This is a genomic window from Variovorax xiamenensis, from assembly GCF_050916385.1.
GTDB lineage: Bacteria > Pseudomonadota > Gammaproteobacteria > Burkholderiales > Burkholderiaceae_C > Variovorax.
In genome coordinates, this window is record NZ_CP139038.1 from 6,428,151 (window position 1) to 6,446,554 (window position 18,404).

General features: G+C 67.9%; 18 protein-coding genes. 5 read left to right on the forward strand and 13 right to left on the reverse strand.

The features are described 5' to 3' along the window. Window positions 1–22: 22 nt before the first annotated feature. The 6 genes from SFB74_RS29490 to glyQ form a co-directional block, all read right to left on the reverse strand. On the reverse strand, window positions 23–997 hold the full coding sequence (locus tag SFB74_RS29490) for a YgjP-like metallopeptidase domain-containing protein (RefSeq protein ID WP_432727955.1): 975 nt from the start codon (window positions 995–997) through the stop codon (window positions 23–25). A gap of 38 nt (window positions 998–1,035) precedes the next feature. Then, window positions 1,036–1,809, reverse strand: coding sequence for a lysophospholipid acyltransferase family protein (locus SFB74_RS29495; RefSeq protein WP_432727956.1), 774 nt, complete (start codon window positions 1,807–1,809; stop codon window positions 1,036–1,038). After that, a complete protein-coding gene (gene gmhB, locus SFB74_RS29500; RefSeq protein ID WP_432727957.1) occupies window positions 1,809–2,402 on the reverse strand; it encodes a D-glycero-beta-D-manno-heptose 1,7-bisphosphate 7-phosphatase in 594 nt (197 codons plus the stop codon). The genes SFB74_RS29495 and gmhB overlap by 1 nt, the downstream gene beginning before the upstream one ends. A 25-nt stretch (window positions 2,403–2,427) precedes the next feature. Then, window positions 2,428–4,581, reverse strand: coding sequence for a glycine--tRNA ligase subunit beta (gene glyS, locus SFB74_RS29505; protein ID WP_432727958.1), 2,154 nt, complete (start codon window positions 4,579–4,581; stop codon window positions 2,428–2,430). A 98-nt stretch (window positions 4,582–4,679) separates the two neighbouring features. Beyond that, window positions 4,680–5,231, reverse strand: a complete 552-nt coding sequence (locus SFB74_RS29510) for a metal-dependent hydrolase (protein ID WP_432727959.1) — start codon at window positions 5,229–5,231, stop codon at window positions 4,680–4,682. Between the two features lie 25 nt (window positions 5,232–5,256). Further along, window positions 5,257–6,180, reverse strand: coding sequence for a glycine--tRNA ligase subunit alpha (glyQ, locus tag SFB74_RS29515; RefSeq protein WP_125949599.1), 924 nt, complete (start codon window positions 6,178–6,180; stop codon window positions 5,257–5,259). A 150-nt stretch (window positions 6,181–6,330) separates the two neighbouring features. On the opposite strand from glyQ, the gene SFB74_RS29520 reads away from it, so the two are divergent. After that, complete coding sequence (locus tag SFB74_RS29520) at window positions 6,331–7,149, forward strand: phosphatase PAP2 family protein (RefSeq protein WP_432727960.1); 819 nt, start codon at window positions 6,331–6,333, stop codon at window positions 7,147–7,149. Window positions 7,150–7,238: 89 nt separating this feature from the next. Here the strand turns inward: SFB74_RS29520 and SFB74_RS29525 are convergent, their stop codons facing one another. Beyond that, window positions 7,239–8,309 carry an asparaginase gene (locus tag SFB74_RS29525; RefSeq protein WP_432727961.1) on the reverse strand — a complete coding sequence of 357 codons (1,071 nt, stop codon included), beginning with the start codon at window positions 8,307–8,309 and terminating at the stop codon, window positions 7,239–7,241. A gap of 163 nt (window positions 8,310–8,472) precedes the next feature. Between SFB74_RS29525 and SFB74_RS29530 the strand changes: the two genes are divergently transcribed. Together SFB74_RS29530 and SFB74_RS29535 are read left to right on the forward strand one after the other, a co-directional pair. Beyond that, entirely contained in the window at window positions 8,473–9,150 is a 678-nt protein-coding gene (locus SFB74_RS29530) for a TetR/AcrR family transcriptional regulator (RefSeq protein ID WP_432727962.1), read from the forward strand. A gap of 190 nt (window positions 9,151–9,340) precedes the next feature. Further along, window positions 9,341–10,468, forward strand: a complete 1,128-nt coding sequence (locus SFB74_RS29535; protein ID WP_432727963.1) for a hypothetical protein — start codon at window positions 9,341–9,343, stop codon at window positions 10,466–10,468. A 26-nt stretch (window positions 10,469–10,494) separates the two neighbouring features. Here the strand turns inward: SFB74_RS29535 and SFB74_RS29540 are convergent, their stop codons facing one another. The 6 genes from SFB74_RS29540 to SFB74_RS29565 form a co-directional block, all read right to left on the reverse strand. After that, window positions 10,495–10,809 carry a hypothetical protein gene (locus tag SFB74_RS29540; RefSeq protein WP_432727964.1) on the reverse strand — a complete coding sequence of 105 codons (315 nt, stop codon included), beginning with the start codon at window positions 10,807–10,809 and terminating at the stop codon, window positions 10,495–10,497. Between the two features lie 129 nt (window positions 10,810–10,938). Then, window positions 10,939–11,412, reverse strand: a complete 474-nt coding sequence (locus SFB74_RS29545) for a hypothetical protein (RefSeq protein ID WP_432727965.1) — start codon at window positions 11,410–11,412, stop codon at window positions 10,939–10,941. A gap of 193 nt (window positions 11,413–11,605) precedes the next feature. Continuing rightward, window positions 11,606–12,622, reverse strand: a complete 1,017-nt coding sequence (locus SFB74_RS29550; RefSeq protein ID WP_432727966.1) for a Csu type fimbrial protein — start codon at window positions 12,620–12,622, stop codon at window positions 11,606–11,608. Continuing rightward, window positions 12,619–14,946 carry a fimbria/pilus outer membrane usher protein gene (locus SFB74_RS29555; RefSeq protein ID WP_432727967.1) on the reverse strand — a complete coding sequence of 776 codons (2,328 nt, stop codon included), beginning with the start codon at window positions 14,944–14,946 and terminating at the stop codon, window positions 12,619–12,621. Before SFB74_RS29555 ends, SFB74_RS29550 begins: the two co-directional genes overlap by 4 nt. Window positions 14,947–14,980: 34 nt before the next feature. Next, on the reverse strand, window positions 14,981–15,712 hold the full coding sequence (locus tag SFB74_RS29560) for a fimbrial biogenesis chaperone (protein ID WP_432727968.1): 732 nt from the start codon (window positions 15,710–15,712) through the stop codon (window positions 14,981–14,983). A gap of 14 nt (window positions 15,713–15,726) precedes the next feature. Further along, a complete protein-coding gene (locus SFB74_RS29565) occupies window positions 15,727–16,233 on the reverse strand; it encodes a Csu type fimbrial protein (RefSeq protein WP_432727970.1) in 507 nt (168 codons plus the stop codon). Between the two features lie 296 nt (window positions 16,234–16,529). On the opposite strand from SFB74_RS29565, the gene SFB74_RS29570 reads away from it, so the two are divergent. Together SFB74_RS29570 and SFB74_RS29575 are read left to right on the forward strand one after the other, a co-directional pair. After that, a complete protein-coding gene (locus SFB74_RS29570; protein ID WP_432727971.1) occupies window positions 16,530–17,117 on the forward strand; it encodes an NAD(P)H-dependent oxidoreductase in 588 nt (195 codons plus the stop codon). Next, entirely contained in the window at window positions 17,114–18,391 is a 1,278-nt protein-coding gene (locus SFB74_RS29575) for an amidohydrolase family protein (RefSeq protein ID WP_432727972.1), read from the forward strand. Before SFB74_RS29570 ends, SFB74_RS29575 begins: the two co-directional genes overlap by 4 nt. Window positions 18,392–18,404: the final 13 nt, after the last annotated feature.

Below are 18,404 nucleotides of genomic sequence, written 5' to 3' on the forward strand. Positions count from 1 at the left end.
GGCCTTGACGGCCTTGGCGGCCTCAGTTCCAGCGGGGAACCGCCTCGTCCTTGAGCTGCTGCCGCAGCACGTCGTAGTCGGGCACGACGCTCTCCACGGTTTCCCAGAAGCGGTGCGAATGGTCCATCACCCGCAGGTGGGCCAGTTCGTGCGCAACGACGTAGTCGATCACCGGCAGCCGGAAGTGGATGAGGCGCCAGTTGAGCCGTATCGACCCGTCGGCGCTCGCGCTGCCCCAGCGCGTGGCCGCGTTGGACAGCGACAGCTTCTGCCAACGCACGCCGAGCAGCGGCGCGAAGTGGTCGAGCCGCTCGATGAAGAGCTTGCGCGCCTGTCGCATGAGCCAGGCTTGCGCCGCGTCGCGGATCTGCGAGGGCTCGGCGTTCTGCGACACCGCCAGCCGAAGCACGCGCGGCGCGCCGTCTTCGGTGGCCGCATCCAGCGTGCCGCCCACGCTCGCGAAGCCGTGCTTCGGGTCGAGCCGCATCACGACCGGCTCGCCCAGGAACGGAAAACCCGCTCCGTCTTTCCATTCGATGCGCGTGGCCTCGACGCGCGCATGGCGCTGGCGCGTCTCCGTCAGCTTGCGCAGGATCCAGTCGGACTTCTCGTGGATCGCCGCATCGACGTCGCGCAGCGCCACCCAGCGCGGCGCGCGCACCGACAGCCCTTCGGCCCCGACCAGGAAGCCGATGGTCTTGCGCTTGCCGCGCTTGAACTCGTAGGCCACGCGCGCCGAGCCGAGCACGATTTCGCGGGTGGCCTGGGGGTGCGCGAAGTTCGCGAGCGACAGCGTGTCGGCCAGGGGCACCGCGGGCGGCGCATCCGGATCGACGGGCTCGGGAGGAAGGATCGCTGCGTCCGGCGGCGCGAGGGGCGGCACCACCGGCTTGGGCTTCCTGGTACGGCGCGGCCGTGCAGGCGCAGGCGCCGGGGGCGCGAACTCGCTCCCCAGCCCCTCGAACAGATCCATCGTGAACTGGAGCAGTCCCCCCATGGCGGGCTTTCCGATTTGTCCTGGCGGCCGGTCTTGGGTCAGCCCACCGCTTCCTGCTGCGCGGGCTGCGACGGGCTGTTCACGTAGGCCTCGGGGTCGAGGCGGCGCATCTCGGCCTCGATCCATTCCTCGACCTCGCGCATCAGCTCGTCGGGCTTGCGGCCCACGCTGGGAATGGCCGGGCCGATGGACACGTCGACCACGCCGGGGCGCTTGATGAAGGCCTTGCGCGGCCACACCTTGGCCGAGCTCACGGCAATGGGGATCACAGGCACGCCGGTCTCGCAGGCCAGGCGCGTGCCGCCGCTCTTGTAGGTGCCCTTCTGCCCGCGCGGAATGCGCGTGCCCTCGGGGAACATGATGATCCAGATGCCCTGCGCGAGCAGCTTGCGGCCCTGGTTCACGACCTTGTTGAAGGCCTGCGCGCGCTGGCTGCGGTCGATGTGGATCATGTCCAGCCGTGCCATCGCCCAGCCGAAGAAGGGGATGTAGATCAGCTCCTTCTTGAACACGTAGGCCAGCGGATGCGGCATCAGCGTGGGCATCAGGAAGGTCTCGAGCGTGGACTGGTGCTTCACCAGCAGGATCGCGCCGGCGAGCTTGTCGGTCGGCAGGTTCTCCATGCCGCTCACGCGGGTCCTGATGCCCAGCAGCACGCGTGCGCCGCCGATGGCCCAGCCGAGCCAGCGCACGGCCATCCAGTAGAGCGGAATGCCGCGCTTCCAGAGCGAGCTGACGCACATGATGATGCCCCAGGGCACCACGGTGACGAGCATCCACAGTGCGTGGAGAACGGAACGGAACAACGCCATCAGACAGCTACCTGCAGTGCATCCCGCGCTTCGCGCGCGAGCAGAAAGTCGACAAAGGCGGCGAGATCGTCGTGAACCAACGTGTTCGCCGGGTATTCGGAAGGAAGCGGATCGACGCCGCGGCAGGCCGCGCCCATGCCCGTGAGCAGCAGGTGCGGCTCGCAGCCGGCCGCCGCGCCGGCCTGCAGGTCGCGCAGGCTGTCGCCGCAGGTCGGCACGCCCTCGAGGTCGATGCCGTAGCGGTCGCCGATCTGCAGGAACAGGCCCGGCTTGGGCTTGCGGCAGTCGCAGTCCTCGTCGGGGCTGTGCGGGCAGTAGAACACCGCATCGACCTTGCCGCCCACGGCCGCGAGCATCTTGTGCATCTTGGCGTGCATGGCGTTGAGCGAAGCCATGTCGAACAGGCCGCGGCCCAGGCCCGACTGGTTGGACGCGATCACCACGTGCCAGCCCGCATGGTTGAGCCGCGCCACGGCCTCCAGCGCACCGGGCAGCGGCGTCCACTCGATGTCGCTCTTCACGAAGTCTTCGCGATGCACGTTGATCGTGCCGTTGCGGTCGAGGATGACGAGTTTCATGGCGGTGCCGCCCATGGTGATGTTGCCGGAGGAAGGATTCTCAGACGGCCAGCCGCTCGAGCTGCGCGACCCGGTTCATCGCGGCGTGCAGCGACTTCAGCAGGCCCAGCCGGTTCAGCCGCAGGTCGGCCTGTTCGGCATTGACCATCACGCCGTCGAAGAAGGCGTCGACCGGCTCGCGCAGCGCAGCCAGCGTCTGCAGCGAGGCGGTGTAGTCGCCGGCGTCGAACTGCGCGTTGGCGGCGGGCACGACCTGCGCCATGGCCGCGTGCAGCGCCTTCTCGGCGGGCTCCTGAAGCAGCATCTCGCTGACGTGCGCGTCGGCCTCGGGGGCCTTCTTGAGGATGTTGCCGATGCGCTTGTTCGCTGCCGCCAGCGCGGCCGCGGCCGGCAGGGCTGCGAAGGCGCGCACGGCGGCCAGCAGCTTGGGCACCTCGCCCAGGCGCTGCGGGCGATTGGCCAGCACGGCATCGACTTCCTGCGCGCTGGCGCCCTGCTCGCGCAGGGAACCCGCGAGGCGGTCGTAGATGAAGTCGACGACCTGGCTCACGTCCTCCGCCGCCTTGTGCAGCGGGAACTGGCCGGTCTTGCCGATGGCGTCGTCCAGCACCGTGCGCGCATCGCTCACCAGCCTGGTCAGCTCCAGCGGCAGGTCTTTCTCGACCAGCATGCGGATCACGCCCAGCGCATGGCGGCGCAGCGCGAACGGGTCGCGGTCGCCGGTGGGCAGGTTGCCGATGCCGAACATGCCGACCAGCGTCTCAAGCTTGTCTGCCAGGGCCACCACGACGCCCACGGTATTGCGCGGCAGCTCGTCGCCGGCGAAGCGCGGCTTGTAGTGGTCCTCGATGGCGTCGGCCACCGATGCGTCGAGGCCGTCGTGCAGCGCGTAGTAGCGGCCCATGATGCCCTGCAGCTCGGGGAACTCGCCGACCATGTCGGTCACGAGGTCGGCCTTGGCCAGCTGGGCGGCCTGCGTGGCCTGCGCGGCCAGCGCCGCGTCGCCGAGCTTCTCGGCGATGCCGCGCGCGATGCGCATCACGCGCTCCACGCGCTCGCCCTGCGTACCCAGCTTGTTGTGATAGACCACCTTGCCCAGCGACTCGACGCGCGAGGCCAGCGACTTCTTGCGGTCCTGGTCGAAGAAGAACTTGGCGTCGGCCAGGCGCGGGCGCACCACGCGCTCGTTGCCGCCGATGACCGCGCTCGCGTCCTCGGGGCTGATGTTGCTGACGACCAGGAACTTGTTGGTGAGCTTGCCCGACGCGTCGAGCAGCGGAAAGTACTTCTGGTTGGCCTTCATCGTGAGGATGAGGCACTCCTGCGGCACTTCGAGGAACTCGCGCTCGAAGCTGCAGACCAGCACGTTCGGGCGCTCGACCAGCGCGGTCACTTCGTCGAGCAGGGCATCGTCCTCGATGGGCACCGAGCCGCCGCCGGCCTTCACCGCGGCTGCAGCGAGCTGGCGCGCGATCTCGGCGCGGCGCGCCTCGAAGCTCGCGATGACGGCGCCTTCTTCCTGCAACTGCAGCGCATAGCTGTTGGCATCGCGCAGCACGACCGGGTCGACCGCCGCCTCGAAGCGGTGGCCGTGCGTCTCGCGGCCTGCCTTCAGGCCGAGCGCCTCGACAGGCACCACGGCGTCGCCGTATAGCGCCACGAGGCCGTGCGCGGGACGCACGAAGCTCACGCTGCTCCAGCCCGGCAACTCGCAGCCGCTTTCGAGCTGGTAGCTCATGACCTTGGGAATCGGCAGCTTGGCGATGGCTTCGGCCAGCGCCTTCTGCAAGCCTTCTGCCAGCGTGGCGCCCTTGGCGGTGCTTTCGTAGAACAGGGCCTCGGCCTTGCCGTCCATCGCGCGCTTCAGGCCTGGCACGGCGGAGGCGTCGGCGCCGAGCGCGCCCAGACGCTTGAGCAGCGCGGGCGTGGGCTGGCCCGAGGCGTCGAGGCCCACGGCCACGGGCATGAGCTTCTGCGACACAGCCTTGTCGGCGGCGCGCTCGGCCACGTGCGTGATGTGCGCGGCCAGCCGGCGCGGCGAGGCATACGAAGTCAGCACGGCGCCGGGCTCCGCGAGCCCCTGCGCCACCAGCTGTTCACGCAGCACGCCGGCAAAGGCGTCACCGAGCTTCTTCAGCGCCTTGGGCGGCAATTCCTCGACAAACAGTTCGACAAGAAGGCTGGCAGACGACATGGCTCAGAGAGTAGGAGGAAATGGGCCGCGAGCGGCACCGGCCACGGGCGCGCAACTGGGCAGCGCCGTGGAAAGAAAATAAAGAGGAAGAACCGGATTCATGCGGCGACGGCGCCGTCGCGCCGCTCCACGTTGCGGCGCGCGACGAGCACGGCCACGGAGGCCACCAGCAGCGGCGCCCACACGGTCAGCATCTCGTTGAAAAGCACCTGCGCGCCGCGCGGCGAGAAGAACTTCTTCAGCGCGATCGGCGACACCTCGATGGGCCGCCACGGGCTGAAGTAGCGCACGTCGCTGAACGGCCAGAAGAAGGCGATGCCGATGCCGCCGTTGGTCAGCATGTCCAGCAGCGGATGCGACACGGTGCACAGCGAGATCCACGCCCACCCCGCCGCCCGGCGCATGCCCCAGCGGGGCGCGAGCCACCAGCCGGCGAGCGCCAGCAGCAGCGCGAACACCAGCGTGTGCGTGAAGCCGCGGTGCCCCGACATTCCGCCGTAGGCGATGCCGAGCTTGAAGGCCAGGCCGTCGAAGTCGGGCACGATGGACGCGAGCATGCCCGCGAGCAGCGCCGACACGGGCACGCGCCGCGTGCCCAGCGCGATGGCTGCGCAGACGGGAACGGCGACGTGGGTGAAGACGGTGGGCATGGGAAAGGATGTGCGCGAAGGCGCGTCAGGCGGCCTTCTTCGGCGGGATCTGCGCGACCCATTCGCGCGGCGCCATCGGGAAGCCCAGGCGCTCGCGGCTGTCGTAGTAGCTCTGCGCCACGCTGCGCGCGAGGTTGCGGATACGGCCGATGTAGGCGGCGCGCTCGGTCACGCTGATCGCGCCGCGCGCGTCCAGCAGGTTGAAGCTGTGCGCGGCCTTCAGCACCTGCTCGTAGGCCGGCAGCGCGAGCTGGGCGTCCATGAGGTGCTTGGCCTGCTTCTCGTGCGCATTGAAGGCGGTGAACAGGAACTCGGCGTCGCTGTGCTCGAAGTTGTAGGCCGACTGCTCGACCTCGTTCTGCTTGAACACGTCGCCGTAGGTGAGCTTGTTGCCGCCGTGGCCTTCGGTCCACACCAGGTCGTACATGTTCTCCACGCCCTGCAGGTACATGGCCAGCCGCTCGAGGCCGTAGGTGATCTCGCCGGTGATGGGCTTGCAGTCGAGGCCGCCGACCTGCTGGAAGTATGTGAACTGCGTCACTTCCATGCCATTGAGCCAGACTTCCCAGCCCAGGCCCCAGGCGCCGAGCGTGGGGTTCTCCCAGTCGTCCTCGACGAAGCGGATGTCGTTCTTCTTCAGGTCGAAGCCCAGGGCCTCGAGGCTGCCGAGGTAGAGCTCGAGGATGTTCGAGGGCGCCGGCTTCAGCACCACCTGGTACTGGTAGTAGTGCTGGCCGCGGTTCGGGTTCTCGCCGTAGCGGCCGTCCTTGGGGCGGCGGCTGGGCTGCACGTAGGCGGCTTTCCAGGGCTCGGGGCCGAGCGCGCGCAGGAAGGTGGCTGTGTGCGAGGTGCCCGCGCCCACTTCCATGTCGTACGGTTGCAGCAGCGCACAGCCTTGGTCGGCCCAGTACGACTGCAGTTTGAGAATGATTTGTTGGAAGGTCAGCATGGATCTGCGTGAAGGCGGCCGCCCGGCGGGAGAAGACCCCGCGGCGCAACGAACCGGCTATTTTACGAGGCAGCGGGCGGTCAGGAACGGGTCGCTATGCTCTTGCCCTTCCCCTGGAACCCCTTGCCCTGTCGCCCGAACGCCTTACTCATGCCCGTTGACCATGCCGCACTGATCGCCCTGGGAGAACGCCTCGGCGCCCAGGCCTGGCCCGGATTCCTGGTTCTTCTCGCCCTGCTGACGCTGGTCACCGGCCTCGCGGCCTGGGGCTTCGAGCACCTGCGGCGCCGGCGTGCGGCGCAGCCCGAACCGGGCGCCGGGCTGCTGTTCGGCGGGCTGGCCATCGGCGCGGCGGCGGTGCTCGCGCTGGGCTGGGTGTTCGCCGAAGTGGCCGAAGGCCTGGGCGACGGCCGGCCGATGGGCCTGCTGGACGAGACGATCAGCCATTCGGTGGGCGTCCATACCCCGCCGGGCGTGCGCGAGGTGTTCTCGTGGCTCACCCACCTGGCCGACCCGATCACCGTGGTGCTGCTGTGCACCGGCGTGGCGGTGGCGCTGTGGCTGCGCGGGCATCGCGGCTTCGCGGCCGGCTGGGTCGCGGCCACGGTCGGCAACGCGGTGCTCAACCACATGCTCAAGCACATCTTCGAGCGCGCCCGGCCGGTGCACGACTTCGGCTTCGCGCAGGTGTCGGGCTATTCATTTCCGAGCGGCCACAGCTCGGGCTCGATGGTGCTCTACGGCATGCTGGGCTACCTGGGAGTCCGCATGCTGCCCGCGCGCTGGCGGGTGCCCTCGGTGATGGCAGCGACCGCCGTGATCATCACCGTGGCCTGCAGCCGCATCTTCGTGCGAGCGCACTTTCCGAGCGACGTGCTCGCGGGGCTTTGCTCGGGCACCGCATGGCTGGCGATCTGCATCGCGAGCATCGAGTACGCGCGGCACCATCGCGGAACAGACCGCCGCTAGGCGGAAAAAGACAGGAAAAGAAAAGGCCGCGGCGGCTTTCACCGCTGCGGCCTGGCACGCGCGGGGCGCCGAAGACGCCCCAAGGGAGATCAGTACTCCCAGAAGATGCGCTGCAGCTCCTTGGTGTTGCTGGTCTTGGTCAGGGCGACCATCGCCAGGATGCGCGCCTTCTGCGGGCGCAGGTCGTGCGCCACCACCCAGTCGTACTTGTCGTCGGGCTGCTCGGCATTGCGGATCACGAAGCCGTCGGGCACACGGGCGCTGCGGATCACGATCACGCCGTCGGAGCGCGCCTTCTGCAGATTCGGCACGATGCGATCGGCCACCGAGCCGTTGCCGGTGCCGCCATGGATCAGCGCCTTGGCGCCGCTCTTGGCGATGGCGTCGATGGCCACCGAGCTCACGCCCTCGTAGCCCATGGCGATCTCCACCGGCGGCAGCGTGGTGATGCTGTCGATGTCGAACTCCGAGTTCATGGTGTGGCGCTTCACAGGCGCGCGGAACCAGTAGTTGCGGCCCTCGACGATCATGCCCAGCGGGCCCCACTGGCTGGAGAAGGCGTTGGTCTTGATGTTGACGTTCTTGCTCACGTCGCGGCCGGTGTCGATGTTGTCGTTCATCGTCACGAGCACGCCCTTGCCCATCGCGTCCTTGCTGCCCGCCACGTTCACGGCGTTGTACAGGTTGAGCGCGCCGTCGGCCGACAGCGCGGTGCCCGGGCGCATCGAGCCGACCACCACGATCGGCTTGCTGGTGTGCACGGTCAGCGTGAGGAAGTAGGCGGTTTCTTCCAGCGTGTCGGTGCCGTGGGTGATGACGATGCCGTCCACGTCCGACTGCTTCGACAGCGCCGACACGCGCTTGGCCAGCGTCAGCAGGTTGTCGTTGGTCAGGCTTTCCGATGCGACCTGGAACACCTGTTCGCCGCGCACGTTGGCCACCTTGGAGAGCTCCGGCAGGCCGGCGATGAGCTTCTCGACGCCGACCTTGGCGGCCGCGTAGGTGGCGCTGTTGACGGCCGAGGCGCCGGCCCCGGCGATGGTGCCGCCCGTGGCGAGGATCACCACGTTGGGCAGCGCCTGTTGCGCCTGCGCGAGCGCGCTGGCAGCCAGCAGCGCGGCGCCGGCCGCGAAGGCACGGAAACGGGGAGAGAGGTACATAAAGAACTCCTGTGTTGAGTGGAATTTTTCGAGGCGGCGAGGAAGATACAGGAACCATGCCTGCATGCCCTGCCCGCTCATGCCGGCATGGCATGCGGTCATGCGCGGGGCACCGGTGGTATTACCATCGACCGCGCGCACCGCCGCCCGCCCACCCGCCACCATGAACGCCGACTCCGCCGCCCTCCCCGTCTCGACCGCACAGGAAATGCCCGCGCCCGACGGCCCCCTGTCGCGTGCCCGGCCCGGGCGCGAACGCATCATGGCGGCGATCCGCACCGCGGCCGTCACCGAGTTCAGCCTGCATGGCCTGAAGGGCACGTCGACCCAGGCCATCGCGGCGCGCGCCGGCCTCACCAAGCCCCAACTGCACTACTACATCGCCGGCAAGGAAGAGCTCTACGAAGAGCTGCTGATGCAGGTGCTGCACGCGTGGAAAGTGGTGTTCTCCTTCGAGGACGCGAGCGACCCTGCCACGGTGCTGGGCGACTACATCCGCAAGAAGCTGGACCACGCCATCGACAGCCCAGAGATGTCCCGCATCTTCACGCGCGAGATCCTCGACGGCGGACGCAATCTCGACCGCTACTGGCCCAACGCACGGGCCTGGACGCAGAAGAAGATCGACGTCATCAACGGCTGGATCGCACGCGGCCAGATGCGCCCGCTCGACGCGCGCATCCTGCTGATGCACATCTGGGCCATGACGCAGAGCTATGCCGACTACGCGATCCAGACGCGCGTGATGCTCGGCCTGCCGCCCGACGCGCCTTTCGACCGCGAGCCGATCGCGCGCGAACTGGTCGCCTTCGTGCTCCACGGCTGCGGCATCGAGGCCTGAGCGCCGGCTGCGGCCGGGCTCAATCCTTTCTTCTTACCTCCCTTTTCACCTTCCTCCCGTCTCCTGCAACGCAGTGACTTTGTGCACTGTGTTCGGTGCGCCCGCACGCCTACCTTCGCACCCTTCGCCGCCCAGCCTTCCTTTCTTTCTTTCGCGGCGGCGAATCACGAACAAACAGGAGTAGAGGATCATGAAAGCGAGATTGTTCTTTGCCGCGCTCGCGACGGCAGCATTGGTGGCGTGCGGTGGTGGGGGAGGCGGTGGCAGCAGCTTCGACCCGGGGCTCTTCAGCCAGATCCCCCCACCGCCGAAGGAACCGCCGCCAAAGGAGCCGCCACCTGAAGAGCCCGGCCCCGGCACCAATCCGACGCCCATCAACGCCCACTACAAGTGGGTGACCTTCGAGCAGGACCGCGATCCGGATGTCGATCCGGCCGAGAAGCGCTACGACGACTACATCGCGCTGCTGAACCGCGAAGGCGCCGCGGGCTATCGCTATGTCGAAGGCACCCTCGGCGGCAACATCGTGCGGCTGCAGGACAAGTTCATGGTGGTGAAGGACGTCGACACCACCTACACCTACGAGTACAAGACGATCGAGCTCGACATCCTGAAGCGCGACCTGCTGCCGCGGCTGCTGCAGCAGATGAAGGACCAGGGCGCGCAGGGCAAGGTCTTCGTGCAGCTGATGCCGCAGCTGAAGATCCTGCCGCCGCCGAACAGCAACCCGGTGTTCGGCGTGCTCTACCGCAAGGACATGGGCTCGTCGGCCACCTACGACTACAACTCCATCCCCATTCCGAACACCAAGGAAGACATGCTGAACGCGGCCAACGCGCAAGGCGCCAACGGCTTCAGGCCGTGGTTCGCGCCCAGCACCATCAACAACGAGAGCGCGTACTTCTTCATCAAGGACCTGAGCAGCCCCGCGCGCTACGAGATGAAGGCCGTGATCAGCCCGCTGAGCGTGGTCGGCGGCGACTTCCCGGACGTCCCGAAACAGATCCGCGAACAGGGCGCGCTGGGCTACCGCCTGCTGAAGGAACGCTTCCTGACCGACACCGACGGCAGCCGCCCGAGCTTCTTCCTCTACATGAAGGACCTGACGCAGGCGAGCACCTTCGAGTACGAGTTCCCCAAGGCGAACAACATCTACTTCGGTCTTGATGAAAACAACATCGTCCAGGCGAACGAGCAGACGGCCAACGGCCTGCGCTACTTCGGCAACCCGGATGACCCGATCTTCTTCCGGTCGATCAACTGCGCCGGAGCGCTGTGCCTGTCGCCGGACAACACCGAGATCGGCAACCAGGACTGAAAAGGACCGAGCGCGGACGCGGAAGCCTAGAGGCCGTGCACGACCCAGGCGCCAGCAGGTGCCGCGGGTACGTGCACCGTGTTCTCGCCGGGCCGGGCGAAGCGGTACTCGCGGCCGCCGATCGTGATCGACTTCATGTTGGTCCAGACCAGATAGTCGTAACCCTCGGCGGTCTGCGTGGCCCGCAGCACCTGGAACACTGGCGGCACGACCACCACGAGGCGCACCCGTGCCGTCGCGGAGCCGGTGCCGAAGCTGCTCTCCGCCGCGCACATCAGCGGCGCGAGCGCCATCAGCGCAGCCAGGGCGGCGCGCGCCGGTTGAAGCCGATTTCCCGTCATGGGGTCCGATCCGTTGTGGAGGGCGCGCCATCGGCGCCCGACCTCCGGATATCGGCAGGAACGGGAAGAAATGCAGGGCTTGAGTGAGCGCCGCGGCGCCTTGCCCGCGGACTGGTTCTTGCGCTGGTCCTAGTAAGTGACCGTCACCCGGGTCGCATTGCTGCCGTCGCCGGCCGCAGCGCTCGAGGCCTGCGGCGAAGCGCCGCCCGCGGTCGCAGCCATCGCACCGGCCGCGCCTTGCCAGGCGGCACCAAGGCTGTCGCGGCCATCGGCATCGGTACCGGGCACCACGAAGCTCGATTCCCCGACCTTGCTGAACCGGTACTCGTGCCCCTTGATGGTCACCGACGCCATGTTGGTCCATACGCGGTACTCGTGCCCGCCCTTCACAGGCGTGACCTCGAGCACCTTGAAGGTCGGAAGGACGTTGATCGTCAGGTTGAAACGGCCGGTGGCGCTGTTCGCGCCGCGCATCGGCTCCGCGGAACTGAGCTGTAGCGGCAACGGCAGCAGGAGCAGCAGCACGCCGACGGCCGCCAGCGGTGGAGCCGTTTGCGGCGAACGCAGCGCAGTCGCCCTTGCAGTGCGCCTGTTTCCGGGCATGGGAACTCCTCTCGTCACAACCTGTGTGGAGGCATCGGATCGATGCCCAGTCAGGCTTATCGGCAGAGTCGCGGAAAAATGAAGGCCGTCCGGGCGCTATTCTTTGCGCATTGCCTGCAATTTGCCAGCAGGCGTTCCGTGCCGGTGCGGCCGCGGGTGCCGCACTGCCCCAGGGTCGAACCCGGGACCGGAATCAGTAGGTCACGCTGACCGTCACGACGTCCATGTAGCTGTCGGGCCGCACGTTGGTGCTGGCGCCCAGGACGCGGCCATACAGCGTCAGTGCCTGGACCAGGCCGTTGCCAGTGCCCGCGACGGTATTCGTCCCCGTGACGCTGCCCCAGGGATTCGTGCGGCCGGCGTTGCGGTAGAGCTGGTAGGCCACCGTGTCCGTGTTGCCGGGCACGCCCCCCGTCGGAGTCATCACTCCCGCACCGGAGGTCACGTTGTTGGAAGGCGTCAGGGCGACCGTGTAGGAGGTCGGCGTCGTGCAGGTGACGTTGATCGTGCTCGTCTGGTCGACGTTGGCCGCGCCGGGAAGACCCACCACGGAGCCGAAGTTCAGCGGATCGGCCGTGACCACGCAGCTCTTGGAAACGGTCGCGCTGACGATGAAGGCGAACTGGTCCGCCAGCGTCGTGCCGCACGTGGTCGGCGGAGCGCTCGTGCTCGAGGTCAGCGTGATCGAGGTATGGATTCCGGCGAAGTTGTCCTGGTAAGAGCCCGGAGGCACCGTGGTCTGGCCCGCGAGCAGCTCTCCGCGCATCGTGGCGGTCCCCGAGGACGTCGTGGACCGCGCGGGAATGGCGATGTTGATGGTGAACGGATTCGGCACCGCGGCGTTGCCGTTCGAGCCCCAGATCGTGCTGCTCGTCCCCTGGTAGAGCTGGAACTTCAGGGAGTCGCCCGCGCCGCTCTTCATGACGCGCGGATTGAAGTTCGTGAGACCTTCATTGCCGTCGCCGATGTTGAAGCAGACCCTGGCGTATTCGGTGGTGTTGGTGTTGCCGGTCTTGGTGCAGGTGTAGCTCAACGTGGCGTTGGCGGGCGCGGCCGTGCCGGCGACCAGGTCGACCGACCCGAAGGCCACGGCCGTCATCGATGCGGTGCAGTTGATCGATGCCTGGGCACTGCCCGCAGACAGCAGCCACAGCAGCATGCAGAAAAGAGGCAGGCGCAGGGCCCGCAGGGTACGGATCAGAAGACTCATGGCGTCTTGGCCTCCCTGGCGCAGCGCAGCGGCCCGATCTGGGGAATTGCTGCGCCGTCCTTGCGATAGTCGAAGCTGGTCCGGCAGATGCCACCGGGCGTCTGCACGTCGAGCGTGTTGCGGGCCTGGAGCGATTCGAGATACACCGCGCCGTCGAAGCCGACCAGGGCCGGCTCGCCGTCCTGCCCGTTGGCGCGCACGCGGCTGCCCAGCGGCAGGGGCTTGCCCGCCTCGTCCACCAGCAGCAGCGCGGCGGCGCTGATCGGCGTGATGCCGAATCGCACCAGCGTGCCGGAGCGGTCGCTCGGCGTGGCCATCGTCTTCACGCGCTCGATCTTCACGTCGGCCGGCAGCTGCATCGGGTCGATGGACAGCTGGTTGTTTTGGTACGAACGCAGCGGAGCCACCAGCAGCAAGCCCTTGTCGTCCGTGGTGCCGATGTCGCGGTTCTCCAGCTTCACCGGCACGCCGGCAATGCCGTCGGTGGAGACCACCGCGAAGGCGTCGTCGATGCGCCGGGCCGCGAAGGGCTGTCCGCCCATGAACGCGATGGAGCCGGTGGCGCCGGCGTAGGCGTAGCGGTTGTCGCCGAGCACGCTGATGCCGGCCATGGCGCGGCCGTAGCGGCCCAGGTAGTCGATCTCGGCCTGTCCGCCGTTCTGGCCGCCGCCCTGGCGCAGGCCGGCGCGCCAGCCGATGCCGCCATCGCCCGGCATGGAGCTCTGCGCATCGGCGGTGTAGACGGTCTGGCCGCGGTCGCGCTGCACGCCGGCGCTGGCCGTGATGTTGCCGTCCAGCGCCCAGGTGAAGCCGACGAAGAGGCTGCGTTCGCGGCGGTTGTCCAGGTTCTGGTTGAGGCTCACGTTCATCGAGGCGCTCTTCCCGATCGCCCTGAACCAGTAGACGCTCGCCATGCGCGTCGCGTCCTGCGCGGGATAGCGCAGGTAGAGATAGCTCAGGCCGAAGCTGCCGAAATCCTTCGTGGTGTAGCCGATCGACGCCCGGCCCGAACCGCGCGGCGGCGCGCTGCCGTACAGGGAGGCGACGTCGCGGTACTCGCCGCGCGTGCGCGTGCCCTCGACCGCGAAATTGAACTGGTTGTCGCGCCAGCTGTAGCCCAGGTTGAGCAGCGAGCCCCCTTCCCCGCGGTAGCTGCTGTGCGCCACGGCGCCCGTGAAGACGCCGCTCTGCCCGAGCAGCCACGCGCCGCCGACGCCGCCCTTGACCAGGCCCTTGGTGGCCTCGCCGTGCGCCTCCAGCGTGAAGCTGTTGCTCACGCCGTAGCGCCAGGTGCCGGTGGCGGCGGGATCGCTGCCGTAGTCGTTCGAGCGCAGGCCGTAGTTCTTGCGCACCATGCCGAGGTCGACGGACCAGTCGGACAGGCCCTCCTGCAGCAGTCGCTGCGTGTCGTACAGCGAAAAGTCCAGCGTGGTGGCACGGCCGAAGGCGTCGGTAAGAACCACCTGGGCGTTGCCTGCGCCGTTGATGCTCGGCACCGTGTTCAGCTGGAAGGGCCCCGCCGGAACCTGGCCCGTGTATTGGCGCAGGCCGTTGATGTAGAGCTCCACCTGCGAGGGCAGCGCCGCCGCTCCCAGGAACGCCGGCAGCGGGGTGGTGGTGCGATAGGGCTGCAGCGAGAAGTTGCGCGAGAGCTGGATGCCGCCGATCCGCGTGGATCGCGACCAGGGCAGCGATGCGGTGGTGGTGTCGCCCACGCGCAGGGTCAGCATGTCGTCGGGGAACGACTGGCTCCAGGTGGTGTCGAGGCGGACCGAGTCGTGCGTCCAGGCTTCGTTGTCGGTGCGGTAGGCGCGCGACATCATCGTGCTGGTGAACACGCTGCTTCCGCTGAAGGCGCGCACTTCGGCGAGCGCGTTGAGGCTGGTGCTGTTGCCACGGCCCTGCGTGCCGTAGAGGTCGTAGTTGAGCAGCAGGCCGGGAGAGGCGCTGGCCTTCGGCGAGTCGATCGTCGACGTGTTGACCACGGTCTTCGGCAGGCGCAGCACGTCGGCGGAGGCGTTGATGGCAACGCTCTGCCTCGCGGCGTCGTACGCGACCTGAACGCCGGGAAGGCTTTTGAGCCGCACGGGGTCGGAAACGCCCGGAGGCAGCACGAAGCCCAGTTGCCGCAGCGTGGCGGCGCTGGCCCAGAGCTCCCGGTCGCGCAGGCCGAAATGCACCAGCCCCTGGGGGTTGCCGTTGAGGCTCAGTTCCAGATAGAGATCGCTGCCGGTGGGCCCCGTGAGGTCGCTTTCCGCGGCGGATGCGACCAGCCATGAGCCCGGTCCGGCTGCGGCGCCCTCCGCCTGAGCAGCCAAGGGCATCAGACCGGAAAGAAGCAGCAGTGGCAGCAGGCGCTCAGCGGACGCGTTGAAGCGGCGGAATTTTTTCCTGCGTCGCGTTGCCATTGATCTTCGTTTCCAGAACGCCGCCGGGAGCAAAGGCTTCCGCGGGTGTCTTCAGGGGCCAGCGCATGCTCGCCCCCGGCAGCACGTAGCCCATCAGGCCGGCGTGCACCGCGGTGCGCTTGCCGGCGGCATCGACGAAATCCAGATCGGCAAGCTGGGCGTGCATGCCGCCGTTGTTGGCGACTTCGAGCACTGCCTGGCCGCCTTCGCGGCGCAGCGACCACGTGAGCTGGGGCGCGGTCGGCTGCGCGCCAGCGGCTGCGATGAAGATGGGCACCGAATAGCGCAGCACGAGCTGCAAACCCTTCTTTTCCTTCATCTCGACCGGCAGCTCATCGATGATGACCCGGTACGAGTTCTCGACCGCGCCCGCTGGAACGCCGGTGCGAATGACGCGGATCAGCTGCCGCTCGGACGGGGCCAGCTGCACCATCGGCGGGCTCACGAGGATCTCGCGCGAAGGCGTCAGCTTTTCGTTGCCGGCCTCCTGCGACCACTGATAGACCCGCACCTGCGCGTGCACCACATCGTCGCCGGCGTTGCTGAGCCAGAGGCCATCCGCGTTCTGCGTGGCCTGCAGCGTCAGCGTGACCGGAGAAACCTGCAGCCCGCTCGCCGAAGCGGCCGCGTGCGCCAGCAGGGCGAACGCAAGGGCAAGGGTGTGGCGCAGCAAGCGGTGCACGGTCAGGCAATCGATCAGTAGTTGACCTGGACGGTCACGGTGTCGAGGTAGGCGCCAGGCGTCACGTTGACGCTCGCGACCGTGGCCCACACGGGGATCGACTGGGCCGAGCCGGTGCCGGTGCCGCTCACGCCGTTGCCGGGCAGAGTGGACGTGGCGGTGCTGCCCCAGATCGCACCGGTGGCGCTCACCGAGCGCAGTTGGTAGGGGATGGTGTCAGTGACCGCCGCGGTGCTCATCACGCCAGCGCCGGTGGTGCTGTTGTTCGAGGGCAGCAGGCCGATGTTGTAAGGCGTCGACTTGGAGCAGGTCACGCTGATGTTGCTGCTGGCGCTCAGGTTGGTGGCAGAGGAGTCGACCGTATTGAAGTTGATGTTGGAGCCCGCGCCAGCCGTCACCGAGCAAGCCTTGGCAACGGTGATCAGAACCTGGAACGTGGCAGTAGCCGGGCTCGTGGCCGCCAAGACTGCGCTGGTGGTGACTGCAAGGACGGCGGCAACGATAAGGGAAGGTTTTTTCATGATGAGGGAACTCTCGGTAATCGAACAGGTTGATGAAGAGAGAAATGAGGCCCAAAGTTCACAGATTTGGACTGTGAATTTTAGTTAACAATCCCTTCAATGTGTGTGCCGATGTTACGTAAAGGCCTGCGTCTGCCGATTTTTCGCCACGGTTTTCGGTAGTTCCGTGACTTTTGTTACGAAATTCAGACAAGACACATAGAGCCCAGCCCGCCTGTCCCCAACCCGGTGCATCCGCACTGGCACGTCGCTTGCATAACCTGACCACTTGCTCTGATTAAGCGGTCAAACACACCATGCGCGTGCTCGTCGTCTACTGCCACCCGGTCGAAACCAGCTTCCACGCCGCCCTGCACCAGGAGGTGCTGAAGAACCTGCGCGCCGCCGGGCACGAGGTGGACGACTGCGATCTCTACGCCGAGGGCTTCAATCCGGTGCTCTCGCGCGAGGAGCGCCTCGGCTACCACGACGTGCCCTCCAACCAGCTGCCGCTCGCGCCCTACGTGGAGCGGCTGCAGTGGGCCGAGGGCATCGTGTTCTGCTTTCCGACCTGGTGCTTCGGGCTGCCGGCGATGCTCAAGGGCTACTTCGACCGGCTCTTCATGCCGGGCGTGGCCTTCGACATCAGCGACCCGGCCAACGTGAAGCCGATGCTCACGCACATCAAGCGGATCAGCGCCGTCGTCACCTACGGGCGGCCGCGCTGGATGGCGATGTACATGGGCGACCCGCCGCGCAAGATCGTCACGCGCTACATGAAGCGGCTGACCGGCCAGCGCGCGAAGGTGGACTACCACGCCCACTACCACATGAACGTCGCGACCGAGCCCCAGCTCAAGCGCTTCATGACACGCGTGGGCCAGGCCATGGCGCGCTTCGCATGAGCGCGCCATCGCTCCTTTGCAACGTTCGCCTGCCGCGCTGGCTGCTGCCGGCCGAATGGCCGCAGCACGATGGCGTGCCGGTGCTCGCGCACGTCGCGATCGAGGCGGGCCGCGTGCAGTCGGTCGAACCGGCCATCGCCGCCACAACACCGTTGCCGCCTTCGGCCTGGGACCTCGGCGGCGCGCTGGCCCTGCCCTGCTTCGTCGACGCGCACACGCACCTCGACAAGGCCTTCACGCTGCCGCGCATGAAAGAGGTGCGGCCCGGCCTGCTCGGCGCCATCGATGCGATGCTCGCCGATCGCGTGCACTGGACGCCCGAAGACGTGCGCGAGCGCGCCTCGCGCGGCCTGCAGTGGGCCTGGGAATGCGGCACGGCGCACCTGCGCACGCACGTCGACTGGTGGGAGCCCGATGCCGTGCCCATGGCATGGCCGGTGATGGCCGAGCTCGCACAGGAGTGGGCCGGCAGGGTTCGGCTGGAGCAGGTGAGCCTGATCAAACTGCCGCTCTTCGAAGACGCCGCGCAGGCCATGCGCCTTGCCAGGCAGGTGAAGGCGACCGGGCCGCATGCGCTGCTCGGCGGCTTCGTGCATTCGACCAACTGGAGCGAGAACGCGCTGCGCAACCTGCTGCTGTCGGCACAGGCCTGCGACCTCGACATCGACCTGCACGTCGACGAGGAACTCAACGCCTCGGCCGTCGGCCTGCAGACCGCCGCGCGCATCCTGCGCGAGATCGGCTACGAAGGCCGCGTGGTCTGCGGACACATCTGCGCGCTCGCGGCCCAGCCCGAGGCGCAGGCCCTGGCCACGCTCGATGCGGTGGCGCGCGCGCCGATCACTGTCGTTTCGCTGCCCGCCACCAACCTGCTGCTGCAGGACGCCGTCACCGGCCGCACGCCGCGCCTTCGCGGCATCACGCTGGTGAAGGAAGCACGCGAGCGCGGCATTCCGCTGCTCTTCGCGAGCGACAACGTGCAGGACCCGTTCTGCCGTCTCGGCAGCTTCGACCCGGTCGAGGCGCTGGGCACCGCCGCGCTGGTGGCCCAACTCGACGAGCCTTTCGACGAATGGTCACAGGCGCTGTGTCGCGACGACTGGCTGCGCCGCGCGCCCGCCGGGATCCGCCCCACGCTGGTCGGCCAGGGCGCCGACCTGGTGCTGTTCACGCAGGCCGACCGCCACGGCTGGCCTTCTCGCACCGCCACCCGCGTGGTGCTGCGCGACGGCCGCGTCACGCACGGCGACGCGACGCCTTTCTTCCCCAAGTAGAGAACACAAGGAC